Here is a 22,483-nt window from a genome sequence, read left to right on the forward strand (position 1 = left end):
CGTTACCAAATCGACCGGCTTTCGGAAACTAACTGAATGAAAGGAACCTTGTTACCGGATAAAAACCCATTCATCAGCAGTACTCTTATTTTCAGCGTACTCGTAGCCCCCCTGATTGAACGTCTTTAGTTGTTCGGGATCGGCTAGTCTGTTCCTCACGATAAAATCAGTCATCATTCCCCTGGCTTGTTTCGAGAAAATTCCAATGTTCTTGTACGAGCCGTTTTTGAATTCTAGGAAGATCGGATGAATGACGGTCGATTGCAAGGCCTTTACGTCCACCGCCTTAAAATACTCTTTTGAAGCCAGGTTGATGATAGGCTGCCCTGCTGCTGCTTCATTCAAAGCGGCTGCAATTTTCTCTCCCCAAAAGCCATACAAATTCTTGCCTTTTTTATTTTTTAAATTAATCCCCATCTCCAATCGGTAAGGCTGGATAAGGTCCATGGGACGTAACAATCCGTACAAGCCAGACAGGATCCGCAGATGCTCCTGCGCGAATGCAAAATCAGCTTCGGAAAAGGATTCCACATCAATGTGGGTGTACACGTCTCCCTTAAATGCGAGCAAGGCCTGTTTTGCATTTTCAGAGGTGTATTCTTCCTCAAACTGCTGGTACCGTTCTTCGTTAAGCCTGGCCAGGTTTTCACTTATACCCATTAGCTGTTGAAGGGCCTTGCTGGATTTCTTTTTCATAATCCCCACCAGTTCCTGCGTCTCCTTCTGGAATAGAGGCTGCGTGGCCAGCGGCACCTCGGTAGTACTGTAGTCCAATGTTTTGGCCGGTGAAATTACTACTATCATGTGTCAATCAATTACTACTATTGCGTTTCGTATTGTTTTTCGAATCATTTGTTCCTCGTTGGTAAACCTTACAACCACCGGATAGGTTCCTACGGGTACTTTCGTTCCGTTCACCATACCGTCCCACCTACAAACCGAAATATTTTCGGACACGTTTACCTCTTCGCAAAAATACACCAATTCGCCCCACCGGTTGTAAATATACACCATTAGCGAATCAATTTCACCCTGCGTGTAGATCAAAAAGTCACGCGAAGGGTCCCCTGGTCGCATGGCGTTGGGAAAACGGATGGCTACCTCACAAATTTCATTTACTGAAAATGCAACCTCGAAAGCACAGCCCGCTTCATCCTGAACCCGTAATTCGTAATTTCCCTCCGCGTCAGGTGCATACACTGCTTCCTCGCTGACAAGCACGCCGTCCCGATACCATTCGTAGCTGGCCCAACTCCCCGCATTCAGGGAAACCAGATCGTTGGTGGCCCGACATATCTCGTAGCTATCTTCCAACTGCGGTGGGCTGGCGTCGGAAAAAGGTATTTCGATGCTTTCGGATCCTAAAACACAGCCCGCGGCATTTAACAACCTGATTTCATAGGTTCCAGGTTGATCTACCTGCACTACCGAGTCGGAAGCTCCCGCTATCAGGTTGCTACCGGCTCCTACCGTATAGTACCACTCGATCGTCTCAACCAGGGAAAAGTCCGCCTCGGCGAGGATTTCGGTTTCCCTTACGCCTCCACAAAGACCGGGGCTACTCAAAGTGACTTCCACGTCGGTTCCTGTTTCGATGCGGTATACCTCGGGGTCCGGCACCACACATCCTCCGGTATCCGACACCTCTACCAGGTATTCTCCCTGGGGTAAATTTACTGCAATACTGTCCTGATTGGTGAAATCCGCCTCTACCGCTTCGCCGGTACCCAAATTCAACAGGCTATACCTGCCCGAAGCCGGTCCCTGACTAAAGGCGATAACAATGGCCCCCTCTTCGAAACCCTCACCCACGCAGGTTTCCGGCTCCGCACGTATGGAAAACAATACATCCGCCGGAGGATTCGCATTTTCAACCACTGCAACCTGTGACTGAGGGCAGGCCCCGGAATACCCGGTAAACGTGTACCTCCCGGGGGCCAACCCGGAAAGTACCACTTCCTCTCCTGCCTGCAAATCGAAGAAGACTTCCCCGGTGGGTTGGACCAACAGACTGTCCAGCCCGGAGCCGGCATCCAGCTGAATGGTCCCGTCTCCGATTTCACAACTTTGCGACGGAGATATCGCCTGTATCGCAAAATCCGGAAGTGGGTTTACCGTCAGGGGAATGGTCCGCTCGACCGCACAAGTACTGTCCAGCGGATCCTGCGTTTGGAACAACAACTCAAATACGCCAGGCCCATCCAATTCACCGGTATTCAACTCCAGCACTTGCGTTTCACCTAAAATACTGTAGGCTCCGTCGGGGCTGGCTCGGATCGACCACAAGCCGGAAACAGGAGTGTCCGGATTGAAACTTACGAGCTCTCCAAAACAAACCTCATCTGCTGATTGCTCCAATTCGAATTCAAAGGGGGGGCCTACAAACACGTCCTGACTCACCGGACAGGTTTCGAACAATTCTTGATCCGCGCCGTCGGGCAGAGCGTAGGCGACGGTAACCGTGTAAATACTCTCTTCGGTTACCTCCAATTCATTGGTGTTTCCGACGATCTCTCCCGCGGCATTCTCCCAAATAAATTCGTACTCCCCTAGCCGGGGATCTTCCGGGTCTACGGCAACCAGAGTTACGGAAGCACCGCACAAAGACACATCTGAAGGAAGAATGATTTCGGGAGAGGCGATAACTTCTACCTCCATGGAAAACACTTCTTCCCAGGGGGTTCCGCATCGATCTACTTCCAACTGTACTGTAAATACACCCACCGTGTCAAATGCATACTCCAGATCCTGAAATTCCTCACCCCCGTTGAGAAATTCATCGACCACTTCTCCGTCTGCGTTAAAAATCGTCCAATTATAGGTGTCAATATCGGGTTCTCCCCCACCTTCAAACAAACCCACAGCCCCCTCTTCGTCAGACAGGCAAAGCCGATCCGGACCGTTCAGACTTGGTTCCGGAATACTACTACCGGAATTCTGTACGAATGCGGGCAAACCAAGATTCGTGGTCCCGGGCATGGGCTCTACGGCATCCTGGTTGAATGTGGACGGATTGCAGCCCGATCCGATTTGAATTTGTCCGATTTGATTGGATCCCACCACCGCTACGTATATCTGCCCATCGGGACCGATTTGCACCGCTCCCAGATCCAATCCGGCGGTCCCGGAAACTGCCGCCCGGCTGTCCAGAATGCATTGTTCGATGGCTTCCTGTTCCGTGGCCGTTTCAAAGCATTCCGGGCAGCTGGTTGTCACAGGGTTTTCCGGGTCGGTTTCATCCGTTTCTTCTGCTGCCTGAATAAAAAATTCCTCCACGCCGGGACCCCCATTTCGGTAGGAAACGAAAAGGCGGGTGGCATCCGACGATAGTTCCAACCCGTACACCTCCCCATCGCTGCCCAGGTCGAGTGTTGCATACGATGTCATCTCTCCCGTACTTTGATCAAAATCAAATACCTCTACCCAATTCGTACCGCCTTCGGTATAGGCAACGGCCACTTTACTCCCATCCGAAGAAAACTTCAAGGTGCCAATGCCATCGCCAAAATCATGTTCCCCTCCGACCGAGTTGAATACCGGCTGCCCGATCCCCTCTGAGGAAACGGGATACAAACGAAATGCATCGGTGCCTCTTTCGTGAAAAGCAACCCAGGTGGTGTCTCCGGAGTTAAACGCCGCGGAATGCTCGGTACCGGGACTAAACAAAAAATTATCCTTGGTGATGACATTACCAATGCCATCCGGGTTGTCTCCTTTGATATCTACCAGTGAAAACCTCACTTCGTTTTCGCCCCCCGCACCCTGCTGGGTGGTGAATAGGTAATAGAGGGTTTCGTCCGATGCCACCGGGATGGCCAGGACACTACCCGTCGAAAGGTTGTCTCCGCCAATATTTTCGCCGTTCTGCATGGGATTGCCGTTCAGGTCCCAAACGGTCTGCCCATCGGTATAAAATAGCACCTGACCGGCCTGATCCGAAACCGTCGTCACCCCGGCCGGAATGTTTTGCGGATGCGGGGATTCGATGGGTCTCGGGGTGGGCGCGTCCGGATCGTCCGGGTCGGGGTTAAAGTCCAGCCCTGCCCCGTCGCCAAAATACCAGATATTATTGGTCTGGTCCTGCACATCCCACATGTTTACCCGAATGCTGGCGTAGGCATAGCAGGAGGATCCCTGCTCACGGACCAGTACCCAGTAGGTTCCCGGACGGCATATTTCGTTTGGCGCCTCGGGGCCCCAGCCTTCTTCCCGCTTGTTGGACCAAAAGTATTCAAAATTTTGCTGCGCCTGCCCCTGACCTCCGCCTGGCTGTTGTCCCAACCCGGGTATGCCACCACCCGGTTGTTGCCCCAATCCCGGTATGCCGCCCAGGCCACCGCCGGGTTGCTGACCAAAACCAGGCTGCCCTCCCGGCTGGCCACCGCCCTGGCCTCCCTGTTGTCCGCTCTGGGCCTGCACCAGCGGCATCAGGTCCAGGCAGGATGGATCGCAAAGCGTGGTATCCGAGGGGCTGAACTGTACGGTCAGATTATTCTCCGTAAACGTAATGCTTTTTGTCACATTGTTGGTTTCACCGTTGGGGTAGGTTACCGTAAGGCTTACCGTCACTTGCTGCTGAGAGGTAGCGTCCTGAGGCAGCAGCAAGTGTTCGGCATTTAGATCCATTTCGATTTCGTTTCCTTCTTCATCAGTGAGAGGCGGGAGTATTTCCCACTCAAAACTTACGGGCTGGTAATTCTGCGGATTAATGGTACTGGTAAGTTGAAGCGGATTGTTCATGCAGGGCATTTCCGGTTCCCAGGTAAAATCCGCCACGGGATCAAGGTTTACATTCGGCGCAAACTGCGGAAATACGGTCCCACAAAAATCCGTTCCGCCAAAAGGCAATTCTTCAATGACCACTGCTGCCTGGGACCATTCGTCGGGATTGGTCACCCTTCCTACGTACTGCGGACCGCCTTCCACCTCTTCGTAGATGTAATACAGCTGCCCGTCCGGCCCGTTTTTCAGGGAATAAATTCGATGAATGTCGTTGGTAAGCGGAAGAGTCACCGGCTCATCTCCGGGGATTTGCAAAGAGTCCAGTTCGGGAGCGGCATCCTCCGGGTCCCCCAGAAAATACCGAATCAATTCATCGCCTCTGGAAAAATACAAAAAATCCCCATCCGGGGATACGGTCAGACCTTCGATAGTTTCCGCTCCTCCGGTATCCGGTACCGAAGCAGGGACACCGAATAGCCCGGTCGAAGTATCGAAGGGCACGCTTATGATATCCGCACCGGCTGTCTCGGGAATCAGGTAGAGGATTCCAGACGCCTCGTCGTAAACCATCGTATGCGGGTCCTCGGTCAATGCCGCTGTAGCCGTTTCGGTGAACTGCCCGGCCGCTGCCTCCAGCCGTCTGGACACCAATTGCCCGTTTTCTATGCTTAGGAGAAAATTGGACGAAACACCGGATTTCACTACCAGGATCGGTCCTGCTGCCGCGCCGATGGTCCCTCCTGCAGCGACCGCACCGGCCGGGGGTTGATTGGCCGGAGCCCCGCCCGGATCGTTCATGTCTACCAGACTGTATTCCAAATCCCCTCCGGGGCTAATGTAGAAAATGTAGAATTCCCTGGATCCACCGGCTTGGGGATCGTAGTTCAGCGAAGCGATAGCCACGGATTGCCGGGCCGTTTCTATGCCTCCAAGCTCCCCTACCACGCCCTGCATCGCCTGATTCAGGTAATTGTAGACCAGGGCACCGTCGGTATAAAAAAGAATCTCCCCGGTAATCGGGTCAATGGCCATGGCCGAATTGGCGTTGCCAAGGGTGATCGATCCGGGAAGGGTAGCTACCTCTGCCCGCTGATCCTTGCCGAAAGACAGGTAGTTATTTTCTCCTCCCTCACAATAGCCGAATATCCATTCATTTTCGTTAAAACCTTGAGAAAAAGCCAAAAAAGGAGTGCAAAGACCAATAAATAAAAATATTGCTTTAAAAATAAAATCAATTATGGTGTTAAAATAGTTAGATTTCATAATTTACACGCTGCTTTATATACACTGGAAAGCAGCAAAACGTTTATAAACTGTCTGGTATCCAATAAACGAATAAATCTTTGTTTCAGTCACAAATAAATTCAGTTTTTTTAACCCTGTCCGCAATGTGCATCGCAGGTACTTGCTTCGGTCAGGATCCGCAATACAGTCAATATTATGCGGCACCACTCTATCTGAACCCTGCCTTTGCGGGCTCGGAATTGGCCACCCGGGTTGGCGTTAATTACCGGAATCAATGGCCGGGGTTGGATGCCACATTTTCAACGTTCTCTGCGTATGGGGATACCTTTCTCGAGGAATACAATACGGGCGTTGGCTTTTTGGTCACCAACGACACGGAAGGAGCGGCAGGCCTGCAATCCACCCATGTATCCGGAATGCTTTCCTACGAGCTCAGACTCGCCGATAACCTCTATGTACGGCCGGGGTTCCAGGCAAGTTACATGCGACGGGATATAGGTTTTTACGAAAATCTGGTTTTTGCCAACCAAATCAACCCCACGGATCCCTTTGGCCCATTGCTTCCGGGAAACGACCTGCAGGGATTTGGCGAACCCGTGAACCTCCTTTCTTTATCATTTGGCGGTCTGGTCTTCACCGAAGATTTTTGGTTTGGCCTTTCTACTCACCATGTAAACCAACCCAATCAGAGTTTTATTGAAGAGGGAATCAGCAGACTTCCCATCAAATATTCCATTCATACCGGGTACCGTATCTCTCTGGGAAGAGGAGCTCCCAAAAGAGATTTTACCCATACGTACCGCCAACGGTATTTTACGCCTACCATCAATTACAAGCGACAGGGGCCTTTTGAACAATTGGATGTAGGCGCCTATGTCTACCTCGAACCCATCGTATTCGGACTTTGGTATCGGGGACTTCCCTACAAACCGGTGGAAAACCAAAGCAACCGGGACGCCCTGGTGCTAATGGCGGGTTTTAACCTACCCTCTGGGTTAAACATCGGTTATAGTTTTGACTATACCGTTTCTCAATTGGGAATTCAATCCGGGGGAGCGCATGAAATCAGTATTTCCTACATTTTCCCTCCCAGCAATCCCGGAGCCCCCCGAAAACGAGACACTATTTTACCCTGTCCCAAATTTTGATACGCGGATAGCATGGATCAGGAACTTATCAAGTATTTCTTAATGGGGGTAGTCACCCTCACTTTTATCTTCGAAAAAACGGTCAGTTTCCTCAATGTTTCCCGGAAAACGGGTCGCGTTCCGGAAACACTCGAGCAATACCTGGAAGAAGGTAAGTTGCAGCAAAGTAAACGTTACCAAAGAGCCAACTACAATTTCGGCCTGCTTTCGGGTAGTTTTACATTTGTTATTACCTTGCTCTTCATCGGTTTCGGTTTTTTCGGATGGCTGGACGAATGGCTGCGGCAATTTGGCCCCTCACCCCTCGCCTTGTCGGTCATTTATTTTGGGGTTTTGTTTATTGGTTCCGATCTGCTCTCCCTTCCCTTCGACTACTACCATACCTTCAAAATTGAAGCGGATTACGGGTTCAACACTTCCACGGTTCGGACCTTTTTTGGCGACAAGGTCAAGGGCTACTTGCTTTCCATCCTCGTTGGCGGCGGCTTGCTTCTTGTTTTGCTCTGGCTGATACTGGAAATCGGCCCCGACTTCTGGTGGATATTCTGGATTATTTCGGCCCTTTTTATTGTTTTGGTCAATCAATTTTATTCCGGATTGATTCTTCCCCTATTCAATAAACTGACCCCACTTGAAAAGGGAGATTTGAAACGCACCATTTTCGCTTACGCCCAATCGGTAGGTTTTTCCCTGGAAAATGTGTTCGTCATGGACGGAAGTAAACGCTCCACCAAAGCCAATGCCTTTTTTTCAGGATTTGGTAAACGCAAAAAAGTGGTGCTGTTCGACACCCTGCTGGAGCAGCATCCTCCGGACGAGCTGGTAGCCGTTTTGGCTCACGAAATTGGCCACTACAAGAAAGGCCACATAACATTTGGCGTAATCACAGGGATCCTGCAAACGGGAATCATTCTCTACATCCTTTCCCTCTTCGTTTTCAATGAACAAATCAGCTTTGCACTGAATGGTAATCAATTATCCATCCACCTGAATATCATCGGGTTTACCATGCTTTTTTCCCCCATATCGCTGGTTCTGGGAATGGTCACCAATTACTTTAGCCGAAAACACGAATTTGAAGCCGATGCCTTTGCCAAAACCACCTATGCCGGCAAACCCCTTGCGGAGGCACTAAAGACCCTTTCCGTAAATAACCTCGCTGATATCAACCCGCACCCGCTATTTGTAATGGTAAACTACTCGCACCCTCCGCTGCTCAGCAGGCTTAAAAGATTGGAGTGAGCTGCTTGTTTTTTCACCTGCAGGCTGTATCTTTAATCACCAAAAGCCCCCTAAAAAAGCCAGGGGATCAACCATCGCTTCCTTTCTTTCCAGCGAACGCGACCCAACCGTGGCACCTACGGCAGAAACCGGATGCGGCATTAAAAAAACGAGATTACGATGATACAGGACCCTCTTTCGCAACTAGGCGTACACACAGAACTTCTCACCGACACGGAAAAAGATTTTCTTCGCACCCAGGGATACCTCAATCTGGGAAAACTCCTTTCGGACGAGACGGTAGAAATCCTTCGGAATAAAATCGAGGAATTGCTGCAAGAGGAAGGAGACCGCGCGGGGAAAGAACTGGAAGAATCTCCGAATATACGGCATCCCAAAGATCCCGGTTCCGTCCGTCTGGGTGACCTGGTGAACAAAGGACCAGAATTCGACATCTTCTATACCCAACCCAACGTACTCGCTGCGATTTCTTTTGTCCTGGGAAATTCCTTCAAACTTTCATCCCTTAATTTTCGGGCCGCCCTCCCGGGCGCCGGCTTGCAAAAATTGCATGCGGATTGGCCGGAAGCTGTGAAAAGCGACGATTTCAAAGTCTGCAACTCCATCTGGCTACTGGACGACTTTCGTGCGGAAAATGGTGCCACGCGGGTGGTTCCGGGAACGCATCTGAAATCCAAATTACCCCAGGATGAAATGGAAAACCCCATGGATACGCACCCGGACGAAGTCATCATCCAGGCGCCGGCAGGTTCGGTGGTGATATTTAACTCCCATACCTGGCATGGAGGCACTACCAACCGTACCTCCGCGCCTCGGCGAGCGATACACAGCTATTTTTGTCGGAGGGACCAGGTACAGCAAATCAACCAAGGTCAGTATTTCCGGGAGGCCACCCGAAACCGAATCAGCCCGGCTGCCCTGCAAATGCTCGGAATTCCGGAACACTCATAAAAAATCAATATCGGTGTAACTAGGGTACTTCATCAGGTATTGAAGAGCCGTTTCTACCTTAAAATTTTCAAAAAGAACCTTGTATAAATTTTCGGTGATGGGCGCCCGCATGTTGGTAGATTCCAGGTAGCGCTTTACCAGCTTCACGGTGTTGATACCTTCGGCCACCTCTTCCATATCGCCGACGATATCCGGTAGCTTCTCCCCGGCCGCGAGGCGGTAGCCCAGCGTGTAGTTTCGGGACAAGGTAGAATTACAGGTAGTGACCAGGTCTCCAATCCCGGCGAGACCCAAGAAGGATTGGGTACGCCCCCCCATGGCTTTACCCAAATGAATCAATTCGACCATGCCGCGGGAGACCAGCAAGCCTTTGGCATTGTCCCCCAATCCCAGCCCGGACAATGCCCCGGATGCAATGGCGATGATGTTTTTCAAGACGCCGGAAAGCTCTACCCCGACAATATCCGAATTACCATATACCTGAAAATTATCCGAACGAAGCAGGCGCTGCCCCTCTCGGACCACCTCTTCGTACCGGCTGGCCACCACCGTGGCGCCTGGCTGGTGGTCCAGCAGTTCCGTTGCCAGATTGGGTCCTGCCAGGCAGCCAATTCGTTCCACCACGGTTTCCTGCAAAATTACCTCACTCATGGTGCAGATGTTTTCTCGCTTCAGGTAGCTGACGTTTTCCAGATTTTTTCCCTCCGGCAAATTTAAGGACAAGCCCTTGGTTCCGTGAATTAAAAAATGATAGGGATGAAGAAACGGAGCAAATTGGACCATCACCTCACGAAAAGCAGAGGAGGGTATCATCGGAAACATCACTTCACAAGCTTCGCACAGCAGTTCGGGATCGCTGGTGGCACGAATTTTACTCGCCAATTGCCTGTTTTTGACCCGATGTGTTTCGTTGATGGCCTGCACTACCGCTTCGTCCCGGGCATACACCAAAACCTCATTTTTTTCGGCCAGCAAATTCGAAATGGCTGCCCCAAAACTACCCATACCGATTACCCCTATGGGCCGGGTTTTAAATGATTTTGTCCAATTCGTATCCATCCAGTCGGTTATGGTAATAGTACAATAAACTGATATCCTCTGTCACGATATGCCCCTGCTCGTTCCGAATCAGCGGTCTTTTCGCATGATACATCCCTACGTTATCCAGTCCGTGCCGGATGATATCCTCCAACTGCATTTCCAGGTGTGGGGCCATGTGTAATTTCCCCTCTGCCCGCAGCTGGCGGATCCCCTCCAACACTTGCGCACAGGCGTCTTTAAAGGTTTCGTACGAGAGAAAAATGTCCTCCTCCGGCACCCGCAGCAAGCTGAACAAATCCAACTTGCTATTGGCCCGTTTGATCAGCCGAAAGGCGGTAAATGCGACCAGGTGGCTGCTAAATACCCGGTTGATTTTATGAAATTCCTCCACGATACGGGTACCCAATTTTTTGGTATATTCCTCCTCCCGCTGCAAATCTACGGTCACTTTGCCATTGCTTACAAAGTAATCCCTACAGTCGATCGGCCTGCCGTGCTGATCCCGGCTGTTGCCGTTTTCGTCCACGTAGTTGCCAAGAATATCCATGGCCCGCCCGATCGAAACGGAGATGTCCGAGCCCTTGGTAAAGAACTTAACCAGAAACTTTGATATTCGATACGAGGTAGAAAACTCATCCGATTCGCTGTAATACCGCTCCTGACCGGTATGGTTCAGGTAATCCCGGATCAATCCCGGCGCCTCCAGAACAAAATGGTAGTTAATGGTCACCGGCACGATAAAGACCTTTCCTGGGTTTTCAGTGTTGTTTTGAAAATTTGCCCGCTGGGCTTCGATGGCGGTGCTCAGCAAACCCAGTTTTAATTTCGATTCGATGTTTCCACTTCTGGAGCGTGTACCGCCCGGGAAAAACAAACTGTGACAGCCAAACTGGATGGCTTCCCTGGAATAGGTCTTTAACGTTTCCAGGTAGATCTGATTTTTCTTTCGCCGATCCACTTTGTAAGCGCCTAGGGCATTCATAAAGTAGGCAAAAATCTGGATGTTGAATAAATTGAGGCCTGCTCCGTAGATAAAGGGGGGAAGGCCAAGGGTACTGATGGTCCAGCCGATCAAAATGCTGTCCAGGTTGCTAAAATGGGTTGGAACCATAACGATGGTACCTTTGGAAGCAAGATCGCGTAGTTGATCCGTCTCGCCGATAATCTGGATTTTGTCCTGCAGGCTGTACTGATTGCTAAAAACAGATCGAAACCCCTTTACCCGTGCAGTATTCAACAATCGCGAAAAACCAAAGGTGACAATCCTACGGGTCATCTTGTAATGGCTGTGCTTAAAATTACTGGCAATCTCCTCTGAATACCGCTGTGTAATGCCCGTTAAAATTGCCAGGTACCGCTCCTTTTTTTCGTCCTCGGTAAGTTTCTGGTCCACACCCACGGATAAGAGGGAGGATTTCACACCGGACCAAAAGGAAGCCTCGTCATCGGGATCCACCAGCCAGGGATTCTGCTTGATCCGCATTCGCTCCCGGTACAGGGTAAGTTCCAGTTCTTCCTTGAGTGCAGGCACCTGATTTCCGGTCAGGCTTTTGATTTTTTCACTGCTGGACGCTACTACTTGTTGAATGAACGCTTTTCTCCCCTTACTCAGCCTCACCACGGGCCATTCGTCTTTTTCCGGCAAAATAGGGTCGTATTGATGCTTGATGTAGTCGTCGGCCAAGGGAATGTCTTTTGTTTGCTCAAAGATAACCAAAAATAAAATTCATTAAACAGAATAATCATTTGGGCGGTTTTGTCAATGGTGGAATAGGTTGTAATATTGCACCATCCAAAACACAAATGAAGCAGGATTTACAGCAGATACAAGCCCCCATAGCCAGCGAAATGGCTGACTTTGAGAAAAAATTCCGCTCCTTCATGCAGAGTAAGGTCAAATTGCTTGACCACATCACCCAATACATCGTTCGGAGAAAAGGCAAACAAATGCGTCCGATGTTTGTCTTTCTGAGTTCAGGCCTGAGCGGTGGCATCACCGAAGCTTCCTATCGGGGCGCAGCATTGATTGAGCTGCTTCATACCGCCACCCTGGTGCACGATGACGTGGTCGATGATGCCAACTACCGCAGGGGATTTTTTTCGATCAATGCCCTCTGGAAAAACAAAATTGCCGTTTTGGTGGGGGATTACCTGCTATCCAGAGGCTTGCTGCTCAGCGTGGAAAACGATGATTTTGACCTGCTAAAAATCGTTTCCAATGCCGTTCGGGAAATGAGCGAAGGAGAGCTATTGCAAATCTCAAAAGCCCGTACGCTCAACATTACCGAAGAGGTCTACTATACCATCATCCGCCAAAAGACCGCCAGCCTGATCTCTTCCTGCTGTGCCGTCGGAGCCGCAACGGCCAATGCCACGGCGGAAACCATTGAAAAAATGAGGCTATTTGGTGAAAAAGTGGGGATGGCCTTCCAAATCAAAGACGACCTGTTTGACTACGGCGAAGACGTGGTCGGCAAACCGGTCGGTATAGACATCAAGGAAAAGAAGATGACCCTTCCACTGATCTATGCCCTCAATCAATCCTCCTGGGTGGAACGGAAAAAGATCATTTACAAAATCCGTAATGGCAGCGAAAACAAAAAAATAGTCACGGAGGTCATTGATTTTGTTAAAGCCTCGGGAGGATTGGAGTACTCCCAAAAAATCATGAACGACTTTTACCAGGAAGCGCTGGCCATTTTGGCAGATTTTCCCGAATCTCCCTACAAATCCTCCCTTTCATCCCTGGTGACTTACACCATCGCACGAAAAAAATAAGCAGCTTTCTATTTTTTTGTACATCCTTTGGGATTTTCTCCCACCTTCGTTTTATACGCCCTTTCCCGAGTCGCAATTACCTTTATCCCATCAGCAAAAAAAAGGCTCTGAACGGGAAATCATCCCCCTTTGAACCCTTTTAACTACTGATTTATAACCGTTTGTACCTCAGGGATACCCGTATAATTTTTTACTAAAAATATTGTCTTTGTAGTTTGTTTTGGATACTTTTATAGCGATGTGGTAAAAAGTGGGGCAAAGTGGTATAAAGTGTTTGGCTATTTACTACTTTTGTATTCACGAATCAGGAAGTACAGACATGGCATCTTTCACCGGTGAATTTGAGTGTAAACTGGATGCCAAGGGCAGGTTGGTTTTACCTTCTAAGATGAAGGCATCCCTTCCTGAATCCTTGGGTCAGGAGATGATGCTGCGCAAAGGTCTGGAACCCTGCCTTGAGTTGATTCCCATGATGGAGGTCCGTAAAGACCACAGCAAACTGGCCAGTCTGGATGATACCGACGAGGAGGTACGGATTTTCAAACGGTCTTTTTTCCGGCGGGAATCGCCGGTGGAACTGGATAGTGCGGGAAGGTTTCTGCTTCCCAAAAACATGCTTCGCCACGCGCAGCTGGAGAAAGATGCCGTGCTCATCGGGATCGGGACCAAGATAGAAATCTGGAATCCTGACCTTCACGAGGAATTCGCTGCCAAAGAAGAGCAAGTGTATAAAGCATTGAACAGAAAATTTTTAGGAAAGCATGTCTGATCCGGTATACCATATCCCCGTTATGCGTGAGGCCTGCCTTTCCGGATTGGCTATCGATCCCAATGGGATTTATGTAGACCTGACCTATGGAGGAGGTGGCCATGCCAGGGAGCTCCTCAACCGGTTGGAAAACGGGCATTTGTATGCCTTTGACCAGGATCCCGACGCCGAAAAAAATGCACCCGAGGATCCACGCTTCACTTTTATACCGGCAAACTTCCGGGACGTACGGCGCTATTTGAAGCTCTACGGGGTGGAACAAGTAGACGGCATATTGGCCGATTTGGGGATTTCCTCCCACCAGATCGACGAACCCTCGCGAGGTTTTTCGACGCGCTTCGAAGGCCCGCTCGACATGCGAATGAGCCGATCCGGGGAGCTCACGGCAGCAGGGGTCCTGAACTCCTACACGGAAATTGAGCTGCAGCGACTACTCGGAACCTATGGAGAAGTAAAAAACGCGAAAACATTGGCCCGGGCAATCGTGTCCTTCCGGGCAAACAGTCCTTTCGAGGGAAGTGCCGAATTCAAACGCTTGCTCGACCACCACGCTCCCCGCGGAAAATACGCAAAATATGCCGCGCAGGTGTACCAGGCGCTCCGAATCGAAGTAAACCAGGAAATGGTGGCCCTGGAGGAAATGCTGCTCCAAAGCATTGACCTGTTAAAACCCGGCGGGCGTTTGGTAATCATGAGTTACCATTCCCTGGAAGATCGCTTGGTAAAAAACATCATGACCAAGGGAAAACTGTATGGGGAACTTGAAAAAGACTTCTATGGAAACCCGATTCGACCCCTGGAGCCGGTAAGTAGAAAAGCCATCGTTGCTGATCCGGAAGAAATCGAAAGAAACAAACGGGCTCGAAGCGCCCGATTACGCATCGCCGAAAAAATACAGCCATGAGTAAAAACAGTTTCAGAAAACCAATCAAGCCCCTTGGCAAGACAAAAAAGTCCTGGCTGAATCCATTTGCGTTTATCGAGCAAAAGTTGGATATCAGCGGACTGCTGGGTGAGCAAGTACCGGTAAAACTGGTGCCCCCTTTTTTATATGCAGCCTTTCTGGCCATGCTCTACATCTGGAGCAATCACCAGGCGGAGAATACCATTCGAAAAATTGAACGGACCCAGCAGGAAGTGGAAGACCTCCGTGCGGACGTCACCACATTGGAAGCGGAATACATGTTTTCCAGCAAGCAATCCGAAGTTGCCAAAAAAATCCAACCGCTGGGATTGGTTGAAATAGAAGAACCGCCACAACGAATCGTGTTAGAGAAGTGAACATTAAAAAATCCATATTGCTCCGGGTTCGGCTGGCCTTTCTGGCAGTCACTGTAATCGCCGGTGCTATTTTTTACAGAATAGGTACCATCCAGCTGGTCGAGGGCGACAAATGGCGCCAGCTCTCCGAGGACATTCATTTGCAATACCGGCCGGTAAAGGCCACCCGTGGCAATATCTACAGCGCGGATGGAAGTCTCCTTGCGACCAGCCTGCCCTTTTACCGGGTAGCGATGGATCCCTCCATCGTCTCCGGAGCCCAACTCAAAGCAAAGGTGGATTCATTGGCAACGTTGCTTTCGGACTTTTACCGGGATCGATCGGCAGCGAGCTACAAGCGCATGATCCTGGATGCCCGAAACGATGGCAAGAAATACCTGATTCTCAACCGAAAGCAAATCGGCTATCAGGACAAACTGAAGATGATGACCTGGCCCATTTTCCGGGAAGGCAGAATGGGTGGAGGTGTTTTGTTCGAAAAAATCGACAAGCGCTACCGGCCGTTCAAAAACCTGGCTGGAAGAACCGTCGGATTTCTAAACGAAGACCAGTACGGAGTAGGCCTAGAATACAGTTTTAACGACTACCTGGAGGGAAAAAATGGAGAAGCGATGTTTCAGAAAATTGCCGGCGGGAGTTGGAAACCCCTGCACGACGCCGAAGACATCAAACCCACGGACGGCTACGACATCGTCACGACCCTGGATGTAAACATTCAAGACCTGGCTGAATCGGCCCTGCTCCGGCAACTCATGAACAAGGACGCCGCCTACGGTTCCGTGATTGTGATGGAAGTGGCCACGGGCCACATAAAGGCAATCGCTAACCTGCAAAAAAACAAAAACGGGTACGGATACGGCGAATATTACAATTACGCGGTAGGCGAACAGGGACTTACCGAACCGGGATCTACCTTTAAGCTGCTGTCCATGATGGCTCTTTTGGAAGAAGGCAAAATCAATTTAACCGACACCATTGACACCGGCAATGGTCGTTTTAAGTTTTACGACCGCTTTATGCGGGATGCGAAAAACGGAGGATATGGGAAGCTAACCGTTCGGGAAGTCTTTGAAAAATCCTCCAATGTGGGCATATCGAAAATGGTCAACGACCATTTTGGTCACCAGCCCCACCGATTTATGGAATACATCTCCCGGGTCAGGCTGGACCAGCCCCTGGGCTTTCAAATCAAAGGGGAAGGATTGCCCTATTTTAAAAACCCGGAGGATAAAAACTGGTACGGAACCACCCTCCCCTGGATGTCCATTGGGTACGAACTGAAAATTACTCCCTTGCAGACCCTTGCCCTGTACAATGCAGTGGCCAATGGAGGCTCCCTGGTGCAACCCTTGATCGTGCAGCAAATATCCAAAGGCAACGTAATAGAAGCCCGCTTTCGAACAAAGATCGTTCAAAAAAACATCGCCTCCCAAAAAACCATTGCACAACTCCAAAGCCTCCTGAAAGGTGTGGTGGATAACGGAACGGCAAAAAACATCAAAACGGCGACCTACGGGATTGCCGGGAAGACCGGCACTGCGCAAAAATTAGAAAACGGAAGGTACACCCAAACATACTACACTTCCTTCGTCGGCTATTTTCCCGCGGAACGTCCTAAATACAGCGCCATTGTGGTGATCGATAGTCCCAAGGGATTCAATGCCTACGGCGGAGATATATCGGCCCCGGTATTCCGGGAAATCGCAGACAAATTGTACGCTCAGGACATGAGCGTACAGGTAAGCAGCGAAACACCCCGGAAAATACCCGAAATAGACCGAAGTGAATTTCCCTATATCCGGGCAGGAAAAGTGGAGGAATTGCAGATGATATGCAACAGCATGGGTATCTCCAATCACTATTCCGGGAACGAAACCTGGGTGACTTCCAAGGTTTCGAATCGGTCGATCCAATGGGTCAGCAATGCGGTGGAAAAACCGGTCGTTCCGAACGTGACCGGCATGACTCTTCGGGATGCGCTGTATGTCCTTGAAAACAAGGGACTTCGGGTACAGCATGCAGGCAAGGGACGGGTTAGCTCCCAATCCCTGCCCGCGGGCAGCCGGATCAACAGGGACCAGATCATTAAACTAAACTTACGTTGAGCAAACCATTAAAAGATATCGTCTACAAGGTTTCTTTGGTATCTACGAAAGGCTCCATGGATGTACCTATTGCCAGCATCGCATTTGACAGCAGAGCGGTTCGGGAGGGAGCTGTATTCGTAGCCATACCGGGCACCCAGGTGGACGGGCATGCCTTTATCGACAATGCGCTGGACAAAGGGGCATCGGCCATCGTCTGCGAACACCTCCCCGAAAAGCTCAGGGAGGGGATTACTTACGTGCAGGTAATCAACGCCGCCAGGTCTCTCGGACTCATGGCGGCAAATTTTTACGGGAATCCCTCCGAAAAAATCACGCTGGTGGCCGTGACCGGCACGAATGGAAAAACTACAACCGTTACGCTGTTGCACCAGTTGTTTTCCGAATTGGGGTATGCCACCGGACTGCTATCCACGGTAGAAAATCGAATCAAAGATCAGGTGCTTGCTGCCAGCCACACCACGCCCGACGTAGTGGCGATCAACGAGTTGCTCGTGAAAATGCTGGAAAATGGTTGTACCCATTGTTTCATGGAAGCCAGTTCGCATGCCATCGTTCAGGAACGCACGGCCGGACTGAAATTTGCGGGCGCCTTGTTTACAAACATTTCGCACGACCACCTGGACTATCACGGCACCTTTGATTCGTACATCAAAGCAAAGAAAAAGCTATTTGACGAACTTCCGAAAGACGGCTTTGCGCTGATCAATGCGGACGACAAACGAGGTCGCGTCATGCTCCAAAACTGCCGGGCCAGGCCTTTTACCTTCGGCTTGAAATACCCCGCGGATTTTAAAGCAAAAATACTGGCCAACTCCCTGCACGGACTCGAACTCGATTTCGAGGGCAAACAGGTTTGGTTCCGGCTGATTGGTGAATTCAACGCCTACAACCTGCTGGGAGTGCTCGGGGTCGCTCTCTTGCTGGACGAAGAAGAGGAGGAAGTGCTGCGCCAACTATCGAAATTAAAGGGAGCCATTGGCCGCTTTGATCAGGTCGTGTACGGAGGTATTACTGCCATTATCGATTACGCACATACCCCGGATGCCCTGGAGAATGTACTCAAAACCATACAAAAACTACGAACCGGCGGGGAAACCCTGGTCACCCTGGTAGGCTGCGGAGGAAACCGGGACCGGAGCAAGCGGCCCCTGATGGCCAAAATTGCCTGCAACCTGAGCGATCGGGTCATTTTTACCTCAGACAACCCCCGGGACGAAGACCCGATGGAAATCATTCGGGAGATGGAAGCCGGTATAAATCCGGTCGACCAGAAAAAGACGCTCAGCCTGGCTGACCGACGGTCGGCCATCAAAACCGCCTGCAGCCTGGCCAAAAAAGGCGACATCTTGCTGATTGCGGGTAAAGGGCACGAAACCTATCAGGAAATACAAGGAGTCAAACACCCCTTTGACGATAAAAAAGTGGTAAAGGAATTTTTAGAAATGTTACACAAAGAATAACCGAATGCTGTACCATATTTTTGACTATATCGACCAAACCTACGATTTCCCCGGTGCAGGGGTGTTTCGCTACATTTCTTTCCGTGCAGGTATGGCAGCCTTGTTTTCTCTGCTGATTACCATTACCCTGGGTAAAGGAATCATTGATTGGATCCGAAAAAAGTCAATCGGGGAAACCGTCCGGGAATTGGGTCTGCAGGGCCAATTGGAAAAAAAAGGAACCCCGACCATGGGTGGATTGATGATCATGGCAGCCATCGTGCTACCCACGCTCCTGTTTGCCAATATCTACAACATCTACATCATTCTGCTACTGGTAACAACCCTTTGGCTGGGGGGCATTGGCTTTTTGGACGACTACATCAAGGTATTCCGGAAAAACAAAGAAGGACTGGCCGGCTGGTTTAAGATCATCGGGCAGGTAACGATCGGGATTATCGTGGGCGTGACCCTGTACTTTCACGAGGACGTGGTCATTCGTGAGTTTCAAGATACGGTCTCCATCGCCGAAGGTGTGGTCGCAACACCGGCCTTCCAGGATGTGAAATCCATGAAAACCACCATTCCCTTCCTGAAAAACAACGAATTGAACTACGACGTGATTTTTGGGTTCCTGGGGGAAAATTTCACCCCCGTGTTGTACGTACTACTCGTGATCTTTGTGGTGACGGCTGTTTCCAACGGCGCGAACATCACCGACGGCATAGACGGGTTGGCGGCCGGCACCTCGGCCATCATCGGGCTTACGATTGCTATTTACGCCTACATCAGCGGCAATGCGATCTTTTCCCAATACCTAAACGTCCTCTTTATCCCAAATTCCGGCGAATTGGTAATCTTCTGTGCTGCCTTTGTCGGTGCCTGCGTGGGATTCCTTTGGTACAATTCCTACCCCGCCCAGGTGTTCATGGGCGACACCGGCAGTCTGATGATCGGGGGAGTCATTGCGGTATTGTCCCTCACCCTTCGAAAGGAGCTCCTGCTGCCCGTGCTCTGCGGCATTTTCCTGATCGAATTGCTCTCCGTGATCATTCAGGTGAGCTATTTCAAATATACCCGGCGGAAATACGGGGAGGGAAAGCGCGTCTTTCTCATGTCGCCGCTGCATCACCATTACCAGAAAAAGAACATCCCCGAAGCAAAAATTACGGTGCGATTCTGGATACTTGGAATCTTGTTTGCCATACTGGCATTGGCTACACTTAAACTGCGATAAATGAAGAAGACGGTCGTGATAGGATCCGGAGAAAGCGGTTTTGGAGCCGCGCTTCTTGCCCAAAAGCAGGGGCATCGGGTTTTTGTGTCCGATGCCGGAGCAATCGCTGCGGAGAAGAAAGCCGTTTTCAAGAAGCGAGGTATTGGGTTTGAAGAAGGAACCCATACCATTGCGGAGCTTTTGGCTGCCGATACGGTGGTCAAAAGCCCGGGAATCCCCTATGTCCACCCCATCGTTGTGAAGCTCAAAGCCGCCGGCATTCCGGTGGTAGACGAACTGGAATTCGCCTTCGGCTATTCGCAGGGAAAGGTTATAGCCATTACCGGGACCAATGGAAAAACCACCACCACCCTGCTGATCCATCACCTGCTACAAGCGGCAGGGCTGGAGGTAGGGTTGGCGGGCAACGTGGGCCAAAGCTGGGCGCTACAGCTCTGCGAAGGCGACCGGGACTGGTGGGTACTGGAAGTAAGTAGTTTTCAGATTGAGGGCCTGGTGAAATTCCGCCCACGCATCGCCGTGTTGCTCAACATAACCCCCGATCACCTGGATCGGTATAACAACGACCTTTCGCTCTATGCGGCCACCAAAGTACAGCTGACGAATGCCATGCAACCGGAAGACCATTTCATATACTACGATTCCGACGCAAACATTCGCTTGGCGCTGGCCCACAAGAAAAGTCAGCCCGCAGCACTGCCCTACGGTTTGGAGGCCAGTCCTGCACGCAGGGCCCATGTGGCTGCAGGAAACCTGCGGGTAACAACCGATGCGGGAGAATGGTCCTGGCCGATTGAAGACATGGCCCTAAAGGGAACACACAATCTGGCCAATTCCCTGGCGGCCGTTCTGGCGGCCACCACAGCGGGGGTGCCGGCAACTACGCTGGGCCCGGCTCTCCGGACTTTTGTGAATGCGGCACACCGAATGGAGTGGGTGGCAGCAATCAACGGCATTCAATTTGTAAACGATAGCAAAGGCACCAACGTGGATGCAACGGCATTTGCGCTGGAAGCCTACGATTCCCCGCTCATTTGGATTGCGGGCGGGGTGGATAAAGGAAATGATTATTCCCAGCTCGATACGCTGGTGCAAGGACGGGTACAGGTACTGATCTGCCTGGGCCGGGACAACGAAAAGCTCAAATCGGCCTTTGGCGGAAAAATACCGGAGATTTTGGAAACCCAGGACATCCATCAGGCCCTTCGCTGGGCACTGGAAAAGGGAAGTCCCGGGGCCCTGGTCCTACTGTCTCCGGCTTGTGCAAGCTTTGATTTGTTCAAAAACTACGAGGACCGTGGCAACCAATTCAAGGAGGCCGTGAAGCAACTAAAAACAGCAATTGAAAATGGCGAAAGTTAAAGTTTGGCTGGAAGAGAACCTTAAAGGAGACCCCATTATCTGGGGTATCGTGCTGTTGCTGTCCATGATCAGCATTCTGGCCGTCTATTCGGCTACCGGCTCCCTCGCCTACCGAAAAATGGGTGGCAATACGGAGATCTACCTGTTCAAGCACAGTGCGCTGATCCTGAGCAGCCTTGTGGTTATGTGGGGAGTGCACACCATTCCCTACAAGTATTTTTCCAAACTGAGTCTCTTTGCCTTATGGATCAGTGTGCCGTTGTTATTGATCACCTATGCTTTTGGTGCGACCATCAACGAGGCCAACCGGTGGCTGACCATTCCCATCATCAACCAGGCTTTCCAGCCTTCCGATCTGGCCAAATTGGCACTGATTGCTGCCGTAGCGGGGATGCTGGCAAAGAGGCAACGAAAAATTGCAGATATAAAAGGCACCTTTATCCCGATCATTATCTGGATCGGGATCATTTGCCTGCTCATTGCCCTGGCCAATATGTCCACCGCCGTCATGCTTTTGTCTACCTGCCTGTTGCTGATGTTTATCGGCAGGGTGCCCCTTAAATACCTCCTGGTCGTCGGCATGGTGGGGGCGCTCGTGTTGTCCACGGCCATACTGATGGGACAACGAGGCGGTGTTTTCTTTTCCCGGATCGAAAAATTCATGAACGAGGATCCCGGCGAAGTACCCTTTCAGGCCAAACACTCCTACATAGCCATTGCCACCGGTGGAATCACCGGCAAAGGACCTGGGAAAAGCGAGCAACGAAACATTTTACCACATCCTTATTCGGATTTCATTTACGCCATCATCGTGGAAGAATACGGCATGGTAGGCGGAGGTTTTGTACTGTTTCTGTACCTGGCGCTGCTGTACCGCGGCATGCGGGTAGTCGCCATTTCTACCCGGCCTTTCGGCGGCTTGCTATCGGCAGGCCTGAGTTTTTCCCTGGTGATACAGGCCATGATCAATATGGGAGTAGCCGTGGGATTGGTCCCGATTACCGGCTTGCCCTTGCCCATGGTCAGCATGGGCGGAACATCGTTGATTTTTACGGGAATTTCCCTGGGCATCATCCTGAGTGTGAGCAGGGGAGACCACGAAGATGCCTTCGTGGGAGAAGAAAAATCGGTCAAAAACCTGGTAAACGTTGCATAATCGG

The 22,483-nt window shown here is 50.7% G+C and carries 16 protein-coding genes; 12 read left to right on the top strand and 4 right to left on the bottom strand.

The window, feature by feature from the left end; translation table 11 throughout:
- Window positions 1–51 precede the first annotated feature (51 nt).
- On the bottom strand, window positions 52–804 hold the full coding sequence (gene yaaA / locus ABWH99_RS20415; protein ID WP_375583646.1) for a peroxide stress protein YaaA: 753 nt from the start codon (window positions 802–804) through the stop codon (window positions 52–54).
- 3 nt (window positions 805–807) lie between these two features.
- On the bottom strand, window positions 808–5,985 hold the full coding sequence (locus tag ABWH99_RS20420) for a gliding motility-associated C-terminal domain-containing protein (RefSeq protein ID WP_375583647.1): 5,178 nt from the start codon (window positions 5,983–5,985) through the stop codon (window positions 808–810).
- A 95-nt stretch (window positions 5,986–6,080) separates the two neighbouring features.
- Between ABWH99_RS20420 and ABWH99_RS20425 the strand changes: the two genes are divergently transcribed.
- The 3 genes from ABWH99_RS20425 to ABWH99_RS20435 all read left to right on the top strand — a co-directional run bounded on the left by ABWH99_RS20425 (window position 6,081) and on the right by ABWH99_RS20435 (window position 9,308).
- Window positions 6,081–7,115 (top strand): type IX secretion system membrane protein PorP/SprF, encoded by a 1,035-nt coding sequence (locus tag ABWH99_RS20425; protein WP_375586608.1) that lies wholly within the window; start codon window positions 6,081–6,083, stop codon window positions 7,113–7,115.
- Between the two features lie 12 nt (window positions 7,116–7,127).
- Entirely contained in the window at window positions 7,128–8,357 is a 1,230-nt protein-coding gene (locus tag ABWH99_RS20430) for a M48 family metallopeptidase (protein ID WP_375583648.1), read from the top strand.
- 159 nt (window positions 8,358–8,516) lie between these two features.
- Entirely contained in the window at window positions 8,517–9,308 is a 792-nt protein-coding gene (locus tag ABWH99_RS20435) for a phytanoyl-CoA dioxygenase family protein (protein ID WP_375583649.1), read from the top strand.
- Here the strand turns inward: ABWH99_RS20435 and ABWH99_RS20440 are convergent.
- Together ABWH99_RS20440 and ABWH99_RS20445 are read right to left on the bottom strand one after the other, a co-directional pair.
- On the bottom strand, window positions 9,303–10,367 hold the full coding sequence (locus ABWH99_RS20440; protein WP_375583650.1) for an NAD(P)H-dependent glycerol-3-phosphate dehydrogenase: 1,065 nt from the start codon (window positions 10,365–10,367) through the stop codon (window positions 9,303–9,305). The genes ABWH99_RS20435 and ABWH99_RS20440 overlap by 6 nt on opposite strands.
- Entirely contained in the window at window positions 10,339–12,033 is a 1,695-nt protein-coding gene (locus ABWH99_RS20445; RefSeq protein WP_375583651.1) for a 1-acyl-sn-glycerol-3-phosphate acyltransferase, read from the bottom strand. The genes ABWH99_RS20440 and ABWH99_RS20445 overlap by 29 nt, the downstream gene beginning before the upstream one ends.
- Before the next feature lie 119 nt (window positions 12,034–12,152).
- Here ABWH99_RS20445 and ABWH99_RS20450 point away from each other — a divergent pair, with 119 nt between their 5' ends.
- From ABWH99_RS20450 to ABWH99_RS20490, 9 genes are all read left to right on the top strand, one after another.
- Complete coding sequence (locus tag ABWH99_RS20450) at window positions 12,153–13,127, top strand: polyprenyl synthetase family protein (RefSeq protein ID WP_154858803.1); 975 nt, start codon at window positions 12,153–12,155, stop codon at window positions 13,125–13,127.
- Between the two features lie 319 nt (window positions 13,128–13,446).
- Window positions 13,447–13,896: a division/cell wall cluster transcriptional repressor MraZ gene (gene mraZ, locus ABWH99_RS20455; protein WP_154858805.1), complete on the top strand. Its 450-nt coding sequence runs from the start codon at window positions 13,447–13,449 to the stop codon at window positions 13,894–13,896.
- Window positions 13,889–14,800: a 16S rRNA (cytosine(1402)-N(4))-methyltransferase RsmH gene (gene rsmH / locus ABWH99_RS20460; RefSeq protein WP_375583652.1), complete on the top strand. Its 912-nt coding sequence runs from the start codon at window positions 13,889–13,891 to the stop codon at window positions 14,798–14,800. Before mraZ ends, rsmH begins: the two co-directional genes overlap by 8 nt.
- Window positions 14,797–15,177, top strand: coding sequence for an FtsL-like putative cell division protein (locus tag ABWH99_RS20465; RefSeq protein WP_154858809.1), 381 nt, complete (start codon window positions 14,797–14,799; stop codon window positions 15,175–15,177). The genes rsmH and ABWH99_RS20465 overlap by 4 nt, the downstream gene beginning before the upstream one ends.
- Window positions 15,174–17,282 carry a penicillin-binding protein gene (locus ABWH99_RS20470; RefSeq protein WP_375583653.1) on the top strand — a complete coding sequence of 703 codons (2,109 nt, stop codon included), beginning with the start codon at window positions 15,174–15,176 and terminating at the stop codon, window positions 17,280–17,282. Before ABWH99_RS20465 ends, ABWH99_RS20470 begins: the two co-directional genes overlap by 4 nt.
- Window positions 17,279–18,745 (top strand): UDP-N-acetylmuramoyl-L-alanyl-D-glutamate--2,6-diaminopimelate ligase, encoded by a 1,467-nt coding sequence (locus ABWH99_RS20475; RefSeq protein ID WP_375583654.1) that lies wholly within the window; start codon window positions 17,279–17,281, stop codon window positions 18,743–18,745. Before ABWH99_RS20470 ends, ABWH99_RS20475 begins: the two co-directional genes overlap by 4 nt.
- 4 nt (window positions 18,746–18,749) lie before the next feature.
- A complete protein-coding gene (gene mraY, locus ABWH99_RS20480) occupies window positions 18,750–19,961 on the top strand; it encodes a phospho-N-acetylmuramoyl-pentapeptide-transferase (RefSeq protein WP_154858816.1) in 1,212 nt (403 codons plus the stop codon).
- Window positions 19,962–21,323 carry a UDP-N-acetylmuramoyl-L-alanine--D-glutamate ligase gene (gene murD / locus ABWH99_RS20485; RefSeq protein ID WP_375583655.1) on the top strand — a complete coding sequence of 454 codons (1,362 nt, stop codon included), beginning with the start codon at window positions 19,962–19,964 and terminating at the stop codon, window positions 21,321–21,323. It begins immediately after the preceding gene.
- On the top strand, window positions 21,310–22,479 hold the full coding sequence (locus tag ABWH99_RS20490) for an FtsW/RodA/SpoVE family cell cycle protein (RefSeq protein ID WP_154858820.1): 1,170 nt from the start codon (window positions 21,310–21,312) through the stop codon (window positions 22,477–22,479). The genes murD and ABWH99_RS20490 overlap by 14 nt, the downstream gene beginning before the upstream one ends.
- The last annotated feature ends 4 nt before the right edge of the window (window positions 22,480–22,483 follow it).

This window comes from Cyclobacterium xiamenense (assembly GCF_042140265.1).
In the GTDB taxonomy this organism is placed as follows: Bacteria; Bacteroidota; Bacteroidia; order Cytophagales; family Cyclobacteriaceae; genus Cyclobacterium; species Cyclobacterium xiamenense_A.